Consider the following 11,985-nt stretch of genomic DNA (forward strand, 5'->3'; position numbering starts at 1 on the left):
GGAGCGCAGCCCATGACCGACAGAACCGATCAACTGGAAGAAGGTCTCGCCCACGCCCTGCGCGCGCTCGACGACCTCTCCGAAACCGTCGCCCGCCAGGACCGCGAGATCACCCGCCTCACCGCGCGGGTCGAAATGCTCTTGCAACGAGAGGCCGCGCGCGAGGCGGAAGGCTCCGGCGGGGTCATCTTCGGAGACGAGAAACCACCGCATTATTAGGGCGCCATCGTCGCGGCACAATTCGCCCGCGCGTAGGGTGGGTTGTTCCAACCCACCGCCCACCTCCGGCGCCCCTGTCAGTCCTTCATGTCCATCGCGACGACTTCACCGTCGTGCAACAGGATGTTCTTCCAGCGGGGATTGCTGCCGAACCGCTCGTAGACGCTGACAAAGACAGTGTCGCGCTCCAGCCGCCGCATCTTGGACCCGCAGGGTTTGCCCTTGCGGACACCACAGACGCGTCGCTTGACCTTCTCATAGGCCTTGTCCGTCTCCGAGATCGGCTGCGCCTCTCCCGAAGGGCCATAGTGGATCTGCTCGTAGCTTTCAGGCGAGCCAAAGATCACCAGCGCCGCGGTGAACTGCCGGGCACAGCCATCGTCGAACCCGGTCAGATAGAAGTTGCGCGCGCTGCTTGTGTCCGGTGCGCTGTCATAAAGAACATAGGTGCTGCGGCGCTCGGGATACCCTTCGATCTTCTTGCCCAGCTTGCGGCGCGGCGCATCGCAGACACGGGCGATCTGCCCATAGGGCAGCCGGGTGCCAAAGGGAATCTCGCGCGCATCCGGCGCACCGGGGCGCGGCGCGCGGGCACGTTTCCGAGGCCGGTCGGCGTCCTCGTCGAGGGTTGCGCCTCCCGCAGCGGCCAGTTCCGTGGCGTCGTCGCGCTTGGCGGCCGCGGCCCTCGCGCCGAACAGGCCCAGGAGCCCGCGCCGGGGCGGCGCATCCGTCACCGGCGTGCGCGGGGTTTCCGGCGTTACCACATCGGCCTGACCGGCATCATCGGCCAGCGGCACGTCCTGATACTTGGGAACGCCGGACAGCGGATCGCCACAGCCAGCCAGAAAAAGTCCCACGCAGAGGACAAATCCCCCCCTGATCACGCGAGCGCCCATGTCGTTCTCCCCGAAAACTCCGGGGGTTCTAGCGCGGTCAAGGGGGCCGCGTCCACCTTGGCCGTCGACAGATTGCGCCAACGGCCGCCGATACGGTTCAGATTTCCTCGACCGCCAGCACCCCGTCGAGCGATTTCACCGCGCCCTTGATCTCGGGGCTGACCGGGAATTCCAGGCCGGCGTCCAGTTCGACCTCGCCCGGCAGACTGGGGTCGCTGAGGCACAGCTGGATCGGCCCGCGCGCCGCCTTGGGCATCTGTTCCGCCGCACGCCCAAGGACAGAGGCGACCTGCGGCAGGGCGCCTGCGGATTCGACATAGATGCGCAAACCGCTGCCCCCGGCCCCGGCCACCACCACCTCGACCGGCGCGACGGAACGGCCCAACAGCTTGAGCTGGTCCGATTCCATCGTCGCCTCGACCGTGACCAGCACCTTGGAGCCGCTTTCCAGGTATTCGCGCGATTTCTCCAGCGCCTCCGAGAATAGCGTGACCTCGTAGGCGCCGGTCGGATCCGACAGCTGGGCAAAGGCAAAACGGTTGCCACGCGCCGACTTGCGTTCCTGCCGACCAGCCACCACGCCCGCCAGCTTGGCCAGCATTGGCCCGTTGGACTGCACCTTGTGGGTCAGCTCGTCCAGGGTCACGAAATTGCCATTGCGTTCGACCCGGCGCAGTTGCGGCATGTAGTCGTCCAGCGGGTGGCCCGAGAGGTAGAAACCGACCGCCTTGAATTCCTCGGCCAACCGTTCTGCGGGCAGCCAATCGGACACCGGCGACAGGCGCGGTTCCGGCAGGTCCTCGCCCGCCTCGCCAAACAGCGACACCTGCGCACTGGCCTTCTGTTCGTGGATCGCCGCCGAATAGGCAACCAGCGCATCAAGCGAGTCGAAGATCCGCCGCCGGTTCGAATCCAGCACATCGAAACACCCCGCACGCGCCATCATCTCTAGCGGGCGCTTGCCGATCTTCTTGAGATCCACCCGGCGCGCGAAGTCATAGATGTTGACGAAGGGCCGATCCTGGCCCTGCGGCGCCCCTTCGGCCCGTCCCGCGACCACCAGCCGCATGACTTCGAGCCCGACGTTCTTGAGCGCACCCAGAGCATAGACCAGCTCGCCGTCGACAACGTCGAAAGTCGCTTGAGACCGGTTCACGCAGGGCGGCACCCAGGACAGTTTCAGGCCCTTGCGAACCTCTTCGAAATAGACCGCCAGCTTGTCGGTCAGGTGGATATCGCAGTTCATGACACCGGCCATGAACTCGACCGCGTGGTTCGCCTTCAGCCAGGCGGTCTGGTAACTGACCACCGCATAGGCGGCCGCGTGCGATTTGTTGAAGCCGTAGTTGGCGAATTTTTCCAGAAGGTCGAAAACCTCCGAGGCCTTCTTGGCGTCGACACCGTTTTCGGCCGCCCCCTTGGTGAACTTGGGGCGTTCGGCGTCCATTGCCTCCTTGATCTTCTTGCCCATCGCCCGGCGCAGCAGGTCAGCGCCGCCCAGCGTGTATTTCGCCATGACCTGGGCGATCTGCATCACCTGTTCCTGGTAGACGATGATGCCCTGCGTCTCTTCCAGGATGTGGTCGATCAGCGGATGGACAGAGGTGATCTCGCGCAGGCCGTTCTTGACCTCGCAGTAGACCGGGATGTTTTCCATCGGGCCCGGACGATACAGCGCGACCAGCGCGACGATGTCCTCGATACAGGTTGGCTTCATGCGCTTGAGCGCATCCATCATGCCCGAGCTTTCAACCTGGAACACCGCCACCGTTTTCGCGCTGGCATAGAGCTTGTAGGTCACCTCGTCGTCCAGCGGGATGGCGTTGATGTGGTTTTCCGCCCCTTCCGCCGGTTCGTACAGTTCCGTGCCATCCGCCGCCACGTGCAACGGGCGCCCGGACTTGAAGATCAGATCCATCGCGTTCTGGATCACGGTCAGGGTCTTGAGGCCGAGAAAGTCGAATTTCACGAGGCCGGCCTGTTCGACCCATTTCATGTTGAACTGCGTCGCCGGCATGTCCGAGCGCGGATCGCGATAAAGCGGCACCAGCTCGTCCGTGGGACGGTCGGCGATGACGACCCCCGCCGCGTGGGTGCCCGCCGAGCGCAGCAGCCCCTCGACCTGCATGCCATATTTCAGCAGGCGGTCGACGACCTCCTCGTTGCGGGCCTCTTCGGCCAGGCGCGGTTCGTCCTGCAACGCCTTTTCGATCGAGACGGGTTTCACCCCCTCGACCGGGATCATCTTGGACAGGCGGTCCACCTGCCCATAGGGCATCTGCAACACCCGGCCCATGTCGCGCACCGCCGCCTTGGACAGCAGCGCGCCAAAGGTGATGATCTGCGCCACCTTGTCGTGGCCGTACTTGTCCTGCACGTAGCGGATCACCTCTTCGCGGCGATCCATGCAGAAGTCGATGTCGAAGTCCGGCATCGACACCCGTTCCGGGTTCAGGAAGCGTTCGAACAGCAGCGAGTAGCGCAGCGGGTCAAGGTCGGTGATGGTCAGCGCATAGGCAACAAGGCTGCCCGCCCCCGACCCCCGCCCCGGCCCAACCGGGATGGTGTTGTCCTTGGCCCACTGGATAAAATCGGCAACGATCAGGAAGTAGCCGGGAAAGCCCATGCCCTCGATGATGCCCAGCTCGAAATCGAGCCGCTCCTGGTATTCCTCGACACTGACCGCGTGCGGGATCACCGCAAGACGGGCTTGCAGCCCCTCATTGGCCATGCGGCGCAGTTCCGCGACCTCGTCATCGGCGAATTTCGGCAGGATCGGCGGGCGCTTGTAGGCCATGAAGGCGCAGCGCCTGGCGATCTCGACGGTGTTGTCCAGCGCCTCGGGCAGGTCGGCAAACAGAACGGCCATTTCCTGCGGACTCTTGAAGTAATGCTGTGGCGTCAGGCGCCGGCGGGGTTCCTGCTGGTCGACATAGGCGCCGTCGGCGATGCAGATCATCGCGTCATGCGCCTCGTACATGTTTTCCTTGGGGAAATAGACGTCGTTGGTGGCGACCAGCGGCAGGTTCATCTCGTAGGCCATCTCGACGAAACCGCGTTCCGTCAGGCGCTCGGCCTCGGGCGGAGTGCCGTCCTCGCCCGGGTGGCGCTGGAGTTCGACATAAAGCCTGTCGCCAAAGATCTCGGCCAGCCGCGTCATCAGGGCCTGCGCCGCGCCGCGATGACCCTGCCGCAGGTGCCGTCCCACCGGCCCGTCCGGCCCGCCGCTGAGGCAGATCACGTCCTCGGAATGCGCCGCCAGCTCGTCCAGCGTCACATGGGCCAGTTCCGTATCCTTGCGCAGGTACAGGCACGAGTTGAGCTTCATCAGGTGCTCGTACCCGGTCTCTGTCTGGGCCAGCAGGACCAGCGGCGCGGGCGGTTTCGGGCGTTCCCCCGGCTGCGGATCGATATAGCGCAGATCGACCTGACAGCCGATGATCGGCTGCACGCCGGCGCCGCTGGCACCGACGGAAAACTCCAGCGCGGCAAAGAGGTTATTGGTGTCGGTCACGGCCACCGCGGGCATTCCCATGTCGGTGCAGAGCCCGGGCAGCTTTTTCAGCCGCACGGCGCCTTCGAGCAGGGAATATTCGGTGTGGACACGCAGGTGAATGAATCGGGGATCGGCCATTTGCATACCCTATGCTGTGGTCTTTTCTGGCAAAAGCCCCAATCCGTGCCCCGATCCCGGGAATGGCGGCATACTTCCGAACGGCCCCGCCGTGGGCACAATCCCGACAAAGTCGTGCCCTGATTGTATTTTAGTGTCATTCTGAGCCCAGGAAAGTCACATGCCGCCGATGGGATTTCAGTACCAGTCATGCAGATCCATGCAGATAGTATTGCGCGTGTCGAAACGGCGCCCGGGTCCACCTCCCCCGACAGTTCCGCCCCGAACCTGACACCCGGCCGCGGCCTGCGGGCCCGACTGCGCCGTACGGTGCTGCTGTCGGCAACGATCCTTGCACCCCGCCTGGCCGCCGACAAACTGGCACGCCGTTACCTGACCTCCCACCAGGCCGTGCTGGATAGGCTTGCGGGCCGGTCACATCGGTTCGAAATCGTCGACCTGGGACAGGACTGCTTTGTCTTGCGCTCGCGCTTTCGCGGGAACGCGGCCGATGCGCCCCGCGTTTTGATCGCACCCGGACATGACGGACACATCCGCCAGTTCACCCGTGTAGTCCGCGCCCTGCAGAAACGGGGGGCTACGGTCGACATGCTGATCTATCCCGGCCACGGCCACGCCAAGCGCAGGGTCTGCAGTCTCGGTGACATCGTGGACGCAATCTGCCGGGCCACGCAGTCCGAAGGGCCCTACGCGGGGATCGTCGCCCATTGCGTCGCCGCGAACGCGATGTTCCACGCGCTTGAACGGGGTATTTCGGCACCGCGCATGACGCTGATCTCGGTCCCACTGGACCTGCCCGGGCTGATCCGCCTCGGCGGGCGGCAATACGGGCTGTCGGGCCGCTGCCTCGAACAGTTCGTCGATCGGGTGAGCGCGCTCGGCGCTCCCTGCCCCATTGATCGCCCCTGGCTGCCGGTGGCCGAAACCCGGGACGAGGACCTTTTGATCGTTCAGTCCCGCAACGATTACGCCGCCCCGGTCGAAAAGGCGCGCCCCCTTGCCGCTGCCTGGCCCGGCGCGCAGATGGAAGAATACGACCACGGCGGGCATAACGGCATCCTGAACGTCACCTCGGCGATCAACCGCATCGCCGAGTTCATGGTGCCGGACCGGCCCTGACGGATCAGGTCTCGCCCAGCGGTTCCTCGCGTAGCAGCATCGAGGCAAGACAGGCCAGCAAAGCCGCTGCCGCCGCCGCCCAGAAAATCGGGTGCAAAGCGTCCGAGAACCCGTCGAGCACCCGCGCCTGGGCCTCTTCCGGCAGTGCTTGCACCACATTGGCGCCCAGCGCACCGATGCCGCCCGAAACGCCGCCCGGGATCTCTCCGGCGAGGTTGCGCATCAGCCCGGCGCTGAACATCGCGCCAAAAACAGCCGTGCCGACGGAGCCGCCGATCAGCCGGAACATGTTGGTCGAGGCCGTGCCCACGCCCATCATCGACCGCGGCACCGCGTTCTGGACCGCCGCGACCCCCACGGCAAAGACCGGCCCCAGCCCCAAGCCCACCAGCACCATGACCCCGCCGATGAACCAAAGCGCGCTGGCCGCATCCAGCCGCGACATGCCCAGCAGCGCCAGGGTCAGAAGGCCCGTCGACAGCACTGGCATCAGCTTGTAGTGGCCGGTCGCAGACATGATCTTGCCTGCCGCCGTGGACGACAGGATCAACCCGCCCATCATCGGCACCAGGAACAGGCCGGAGACGGTCGGGCTGATGTCCTTCACCATCTGCAGGAACAGCGGCAGAAAGGTGATGGTGCCGAACATCCCCATGCCCACCAGGAAGCCGACCGCGTTGGTCACCAGGAAAGTGTTGTTGAAAAACAGCGGCAGCGGCAGGATCGGCTCTTTGGCGCGCCGCTCTGTCCGGATGAAGCCGGCCAGTGCAAGGGCGAGGCCGATGAACAACCACGTCACCGGCAGGCTGGACCAGCCATAGCTGCCCGCGATGCTGGGCAAAAGAACGATGCACCCGAGGATCGCTGCCAGCAGCGCCGCCCCCAGGTAATCTACCGGCTTGCCCGACCGCTCCAGCGGCGAGGGCAGCGCGCGGTTCAGAACGACAAAGGCCACCACGCCCACCGGGAGGTTGACGAAAAAAATCCAGTGCCAGCCGATGCTCTGCACGATGGCCCCGCCCAGAAGAGGGCCGATCACCGTCGATACGCCAAAGGCCGCCCCCAGGAACCCCTGCGCCTTGCCCCGCTCACGCGGCGGCATCAGGTCGCCAACGGCGGTCATGCAGGTGACGATCAGCCCGCCGCCGCCCAGCCCCTGCACCACGCGCCCGGCGATCACCATCTCCATCGAGACAGCCGTCCCGCAGATCACCGCGCCCAGCACGAAAACCAGGATGCCGGCCTGCAGGACAATCTTGCGACCGTAAAGATCAGAGAGCTTTCCCGCCACAGGCGCGCCGATGGTCGACGCCATGAGGTAGGCAGTGATCACCCATGTGATATGATCCATCCCGCCAAGGTCCGCGACCATGATCGGCATTGCGGTGGACACGATGGTCTGACCAAGAGAGGCAAAGAGCAAGGTCGCCGCGATCGCGATCAGCGCCAGGCGCAGCGTGGCCGGGTCTGGTTGGTCGTCGGCAAGGGCAACAGGGGTTTCGGCCAGGGACATGGAAACTTCCTTGAAACGGGGACAGCGCGCCGGCACCGGGCGGATTCGGCGCAGGCGACCGGATTGCATCGCCTGGGATCTGGGCCTAAATATGTGCCAAACGCAAAAGCATGTCAACGTCATGCATTTGTCGAAAGCACGCAATATTGCACATCGGGGGCTGCATGACCGCGCGGGATGACAGATTGAAGGCGCAACTGGACCGCGCCGGGATCGGCGGAGAAGTGGCAGAAGCCGCCTTCGACATCGACGCCGTGCTGCAGATCTGGCGCCGCAAGGTGGTCAAGCGGGAACTGGGCCTGCGCGCGCTCGAAGACCTTGGCCTGCGGATGGAACTTGCCGAGCTGGACGTGCTGATGGCGGTCTCGGCGCCGGTCAACGAATTCGGCGAAGCCTCCGGAGAGGAAACGATGGTCTCGACCGTGGCGACACGGCTGGCCATCGACCCGTCACGCGCCAGCCGCCTGACCAGCCAGCTGATCAAACGCGGCCTTCTGCGCCGCGCGGTCAGCCAGCAGGACGCGCGCCGCGCCGTTTTGGAACTGACCGAGACCGGCAAACAGGCGGTCGAGGCGGTGCGCAGCTACAAGTTCCTCGTGCTTGGTTCTTACCTTAAGGACTGGACGATGGAAGAGATCCAGACCTTCCTGCCCTTGCTGGAACGCTTTTCGGCCTGGTCGGAACGGGCCGCCTGCCCCTCTGGCCCCGTGGCAGAGGAAATCGCCAAGTTGCGTGACGACCTCTCGCAGCAAGACAACACTTAGCCATTCAGCTAGGTTTCTCGTGACGCAAGACATGCTGCGAGAATAGGTAGCCTCATGGCTAACCATCTCGACAGCTTCTTCGGCGCGATGGCCGACCCCACCCGCCGCGCCGTGATCGAACGGCTGGTCGGCGGCCCTGCCCCGGTGTCAGAACTGCACGCCCCGCACGACATGGCCCTGCCCTCCTTCCTGAAACACCTGCGCAAACTCGAGTCTGCCGGTCTCATCCGGTCCGAGAAACAGGGCCGGGTGCGCACGGTCCATATCGAGGCCGCGCCTCTTGCAGAGGCAGAACACTGGCTCGCCCGCCAAAGGCGCCTCTGGGAGGAACAGACCGACCGGCTGGAGAGTTTCGCCAAATCCCTTGACGCTGCATCCAAAAAGGACTGACCCATGCCCGACCTCGATCCCGATCTTGACCTGCGCCTTGAACGCATGATGGACGTACCGCCCGCGACGCTCTGGCGCTGCTGGACCGAACCGGAGCTGTTGATGCAGTGGTTCTGCCCCAGACCCTGGCATGTGACCGAGGCCGTGATCGACCTGCGCCCGGGCGGGCGATTCTTTACCCGCATGGCAGGCCCGCTGCCCGACGGCAGCCAGGCCGACATGCCGAACGAAGGCTGTTTCCTGGCCGTCGATCCCGAACGGCGGCTGGTTTTCACCGATGCCCTGCAAGCTGGCTGGCGGCCCGCGGCCCAGCCCTTCATGACCGCGATCGTGACCTTTGAACCGCGCGACGGGGGCACCTTCTACACGGCGACCGCGCTGCACAACGACACGGCTGCGCGCGACAAGCACGAGGAAATGGGTTTCAGCAAGGGTTGGAACACCGCCGCCGACCAGATGCTGGACATCGCACGCAGCCTGTGATGTCAGCAGCCACCGCCCGATTTGGCGCCGAAACGGGCGGTGACGATCAATCTGCAGGCGTTTTTCCCTTGCCTTGCCGCATCCTGCCCGCCTAGCCTGACCGCCGATAACAGGGACAAGGGCGCGTTTTCTACGCCGCATCGAGGGCGCGCACCCTGCGAAAAAATCGCGGGGGATTCGGTAAGGCGGCGGGTCACAACCTGATGAACATCGCCTTTCTTCTCAATGGAGAGAGCGTTGAGCTGGCTGAGGTGTCACCCACCGAAACGCTGCTCGACTGGCTGCGCGAGAGGCGCGGCCTTACCGGCACCAAGGAGGGTTGCAACGAGGGCGACTGCGGCGCCTGCACCGTCATGGTGACGGACGAGCGCGGCGCGCGCGCCCTGAATGCCTGCATCCTCTTCCTGCCGCAATTGCACGGCAAGGCGGTGCGCACGGTCGAGGGCCTCTCCGGCCCGGACGGCACGCTGCACCCCGTACAACAGGCGCTGGTGGATTGTCACGGCAGCCAGTGTGGCTTTTGCACGCCAGGCATTGCGGTCTCGATGGCCACGGCGCATCTGAACGGAGACACCGGCCACAAGGACGCCCTGGCGGGCAACCTCTGCCGATGCACGGGCTATGCGCCGATCCTGCGCGCCGCCCGGGTGGCAGAGGATCAGCCGGTGCCCGACTGGATCAGCGGCGATCAGGCGTACCGAGGCGCTGAAATGGCGGAAAGCCCTTCGCCGACCTGCCACGCCCCGACGACCGCCGATGACCTCGCGCGGCTCTACGCGGAACATCCGCAGGCCACGCTGGTTGCCGGGGCCACGGACGTGGGCCTATGGGTGACGAAACAGTTGCGCGACCTCGATACGGTGATCTTCCTGAACCGCTGCGCCGACCTGCAGGGGATCGAGGAGACGGATAGCGGCTATCGCATCGGCGCAGGCGTCACGATGGACCGCGTGCAGGCGCTGATGAAACCGCTGTGCCCCGGCTATGCTGAGATGATCCGCCGCTATGGCTCTACCCAGGTGCGCAACGCCGCCACCATCGGCGGCAACATCGCCAACGGCTCGCCCATCGGGGACAACCCGCCCGCGCTGATCGCGGCAAACGCGACGTTGCACCTGCGCCAGGGCGACACCCGGCGCGAGATACCTCTGGAGGACTTCTTTATCGACTACGGCAAGCAGGACCGTGCCCCGGGCGAATTTGTCGAGGCGGTGACCATTCCCAAAGCCCTGTCCTCCTTGCGCGTCTACAAACTGTCGAAACGCTTCGACCAGGACATCTCGGCCGTCTGCGGCGCTTTCAACCTGACTGTCACGGAGGGCATCGTGACCAGCGCCCGCATCGCCTTTGGCGGCATGGCAGGCATCCCCAAGCGGGCATCGCATGTGGAGGTCGCCCTCACCGGCCAGCCGTGGACCGAGGCCACGCTGGACGCCACCGGCCCCGCCTGGGCGCAGGACTTTGCCCCCATGAGCGACATGCGTGCCAGCGCCGACTATCGCCTGACCGCCGCGCGGAACATGCTGCGCCGCTACCGGGCCGAGGACATGGGACAGGCCACGAATGTGCTGGAGGTGCGGCCATGAGCGTCGCGAAACCCCTCCCCCATGACGCGGCGCCGCTGCATGTGACCGGCAAGGCACGTTACGTCGACGACATCCCGACGCCCGCCAATTGCCTGCACCTCGCCTTTGGCCTTTCGCCCATCGCCGCCGGTCGGCTGACCGCGCTCGACCTCGACGCGGTGCGCGCCGCGCCCGGTGTCGTGGGGGTCTGGACCTTCGATGACCTGCCGTCGGAGTGCGACTGCTCACCCTCCTTGCATGACGAGCCGCTGCTGTCGGACGGCACGCTGCATTACCAAGGCCAGCCCGTGTTCCTCGTCGCCGCCGAAAGCCACCTCGCGGCGCGGCGCGCCGTCGCCAAGGCACGGATCGAGACCGAAGCCGCGCCCCCGATCCTGACCATCGAGGAAGCGCTGGCCGCCGACAGCCGGTTCGAAGAAGGCCCGCGCATCTGGGCGCGCGGCGATGTGGAGGCCGCCATCGACGGCGCGCCGCATGTCATCGAAGGCCGGATCGAAATGGGCGGGCAGGAGCACTTCTACCTGGAAGGCCAGGCCGCCCTTGTCTTTCCGCAGGAAGACGGCGACATGCTGGTCCATTCCTCGACCCAGCACCCGACCGAGATCCAGCACAAGGTGGCCGATGCTCTGGGCCTTCGGATGCATAACGTGCGGGTCGAGACGCGGCGCATGGGCGGCGGCTTTGGTGGCAAGGAAAGCCAGGGCAACGCGCTGGCCGTGGCCTGCGCGGTGGTGGCCGCCGCCACCAAACGCCCCGCCAAGATGCGCTATGACCGCGACGACGACATGGTGATCACCGGCAAGCGGCATGATTTCCGCATCGACTATCGCGTGGGGGTCGATGCGGAGGGCGTGGTTCAGGGGATCGCGTTCCGGCAATACACCCGCTGCGGCTGGTCGCAGGACCTGTCCTTGCCGGTGGCCGATCGTGCCATGTTGCACGCGGACAACGCCTATTTCCTGCCCGCCGTCCGGATCGAAAGCCACCGGCTGCGCACCAACATGTGCAGTGCCACCGCCTATCGCGGCTTTGGCGGCCCGCAGGGCATGGTGGGGATCGAGCGCGTCATGGATCACGTCGCCCATGTGCTGGGCCGCGATCCGCTGACGGTGCGAAAGGCGAATTACTACGACCCGATGGAGGGGGGCGCCGCCCCCCGCTCGGCAGAGCCGAGCCCCCCGGGGGGTATTTCCGCCAAGAAGAAGCCCAGGACCGTCACGCCCTATGGCCAGACGGTCGAGGATTTCATCCTGCACGAGATGACAGAGGCGCTGGAGATGTCCTACGATTACGCAGGCAGGCGGGCGGCGGTGGCAGAGTGGAACGCGGCCAACCCGATTCTCAAGAAGGGTATCGCGCTGACGCCGGTGAAATTCGGCAT

The 11,985-nt window shown here is 65.5% G+C and carries 10 protein-coding genes; 7 read left to right on the forward strand and 3 right to left on the reverse strand.

The window, feature by feature from the left end; all coding sequences use genetic code 11:
- The first annotated feature begins 12 nt into the window (after nt 1–12).
- Nucleotides 13–219, forward strand: a complete 207-nt coding sequence (locus PVW46_RS28420; RefSeq protein ID WP_043144703.1) for a SlyX family protein — start codon at nt 13–15, stop codon at nt 217–219.
- A 77-nt stretch (nt 220–296) separates the two neighbouring features.
- On the opposite strand, the gene PVW46_RS28425 is transcribed toward PVW46_RS28420, so the two are convergent.
- The gene (locus tag PVW46_RS28425; protein ID WP_274578300.1) at nt 297–1,076 is read right to left on the reverse strand and encodes a hypothetical protein; all 780 of its coding nucleotides are present in this window, start codon (nt 1,074–1,076) and stop codon (nt 297–299) included.
- Between the two features lie 136 nt (nt 1,077–1,212).
- On the reverse strand, nt 1,213–4,749 hold the full coding sequence (gene dnaE, locus PVW46_RS28430; protein WP_043144773.1) for a DNA polymerase III subunit alpha: 3,537 nt from the start codon (nt 4,747–4,749) through the stop codon (nt 1,213–1,215).
- Nucleotides 4,750–4,938: 189 nt separating this feature from the next.
- On the opposite strand from dnaE, the gene PVW46_RS28435 reads away from it, so the two are divergent.
- The gene (locus PVW46_RS28435) at nt 4,939–5,868 is read left to right on the forward strand and encodes an alpha/beta hydrolase (protein ID WP_069208044.1); all 930 of its coding nucleotides are present in this window, start codon (nt 4,939–4,941) and stop codon (nt 5,866–5,868) included.
- A 4-nt stretch (nt 5,869–5,872) separates the two neighbouring features.
- Here the strand turns inward: PVW46_RS28435 and PVW46_RS28440 are convergent, their stop codons facing one another.
- On the reverse strand, nt 5,873–7,381 hold the full coding sequence (locus PVW46_RS28440; protein ID WP_069208043.1) for an MDR family MFS transporter: 1,509 nt from the start codon (nt 7,379–7,381) through the stop codon (nt 5,873–5,875).
- Nucleotides 7,382–7,545: 164 nt separating this feature from the next.
- Here PVW46_RS28440 and PVW46_RS28445 point away from each other — a divergent pair, with 164 nt between their 5' ends.
- The 5 genes from PVW46_RS28445 to PVW46_RS28465 all read left to right on the forward strand — a co-directional run.
- On the forward strand, nt 7,546–8,145 hold the full coding sequence (locus PVW46_RS28445) for a MarR family winged helix-turn-helix transcriptional regulator (RefSeq protein ID WP_069208158.1): 600 nt from the start codon (nt 7,546–7,548) through the stop codon (nt 8,143–8,145).
- A 54-nt stretch (nt 8,146–8,199) separates the two neighbouring features.
- Nucleotides 8,200–8,535: an ArsR/SmtB family transcription factor gene (locus PVW46_RS28450; protein ID WP_069208042.1), complete on the forward strand. Its 336-nt coding sequence runs from the start codon at nt 8,200–8,202 to the stop codon at nt 8,533–8,535.
- 3 nt (nt 8,536–8,538) lie between these two features.
- Nucleotides 8,539–9,018, forward strand: a complete 480-nt coding sequence (locus PVW46_RS28455) for an SRPBCC family protein (protein WP_043144710.1) — start codon at nt 8,539–8,541, stop codon at nt 9,016–9,018.
- Nucleotides 9,019–9,221: 203 nt separating this feature from the next.
- Nucleotides 9,222–10,604 carry a xanthine dehydrogenase small subunit gene (gene xdhA / locus PVW46_RS28460; protein ID WP_069208041.1) on the forward strand — a complete coding sequence of 461 codons (1,383 nt, stop codon included), beginning with the start codon at nt 9,222–9,224 and terminating at the stop codon, nt 10,602–10,604.
- Nucleotides 10,601–11,985: molybdopterin cofactor-binding domain-containing protein (locus PVW46_RS28465; protein WP_274578301.1), on the forward strand; the 1,385-nt coding region annotated here is incomplete at its 3' end. The genes xdhA and PVW46_RS28465, both read left to right, overlap by 4 nt.

Source organism: Mameliella sp. AT18, assembly GCF_028807275.1.
GTDB classification, from domain to species: Bacteria; Pseudomonadota; Alphaproteobacteria; order Rhodobacterales; family Rhodobacteraceae; genus Antarctobacter; species Antarctobacter albus.

What these genes read in the sequence shown, in the direction of transcription:
- PVW46_RS28420 (WP_043144703.1), top strand. Translation starts at nt 13, where the DNA reads ATGACCGACAGAACCGATCAACTGGAAGAAGGTCTCGCCCACGCCCTG.
- dnaE (WP_043144773.1), bottom strand. Translation starts at nt 4,749, where the DNA reads ATGGCCGATCCCCGATTCATTCACCTGCGTGTCCACACCGAATATTCC.
- PVW46_RS28435 (WP_069208044.1), top strand. Translation starts at nt 4,939, where the DNA reads ATGCAGATCCATGCAGATAGTATTGCGCGTGTCGAAACGGCGCCCGGG.
- PVW46_RS28440 (WP_069208043.1), bottom strand. Translation starts at nt 7,381, where the DNA reads ATGTCCCTGGCCGAAACCCCTGTTGCCCTTGCCGACGACCAACCAGAC.
- PVW46_RS28445 (WP_069208158.1), top strand. Translation starts at nt 7,546, where the DNA reads ATGACCGCGCGGGATGACAGATTGAAGGCGCAACTGGACCGCGCCGGG.
- PVW46_RS28450 (WP_069208042.1), top strand. Translation starts at nt 8,200, where the DNA reads ATGGCTAACCATCTCGACAGCTTCTTCGGCGCGATGGCCGACCCCACC.
- PVW46_RS28455 (WP_043144710.1), top strand. Translation starts at nt 8,539, where the DNA reads ATGCCCGACCTCGATCCCGATCTTGACCTGCGCCTTGAACGCATGATG.
- xdhA (WP_069208041.1), top strand. Translation starts at nt 9,222, where the DNA reads ATGAACATCGCCTTTCTTCTCAATGGAGAGAGCGTTGAGCTGGCTGAG.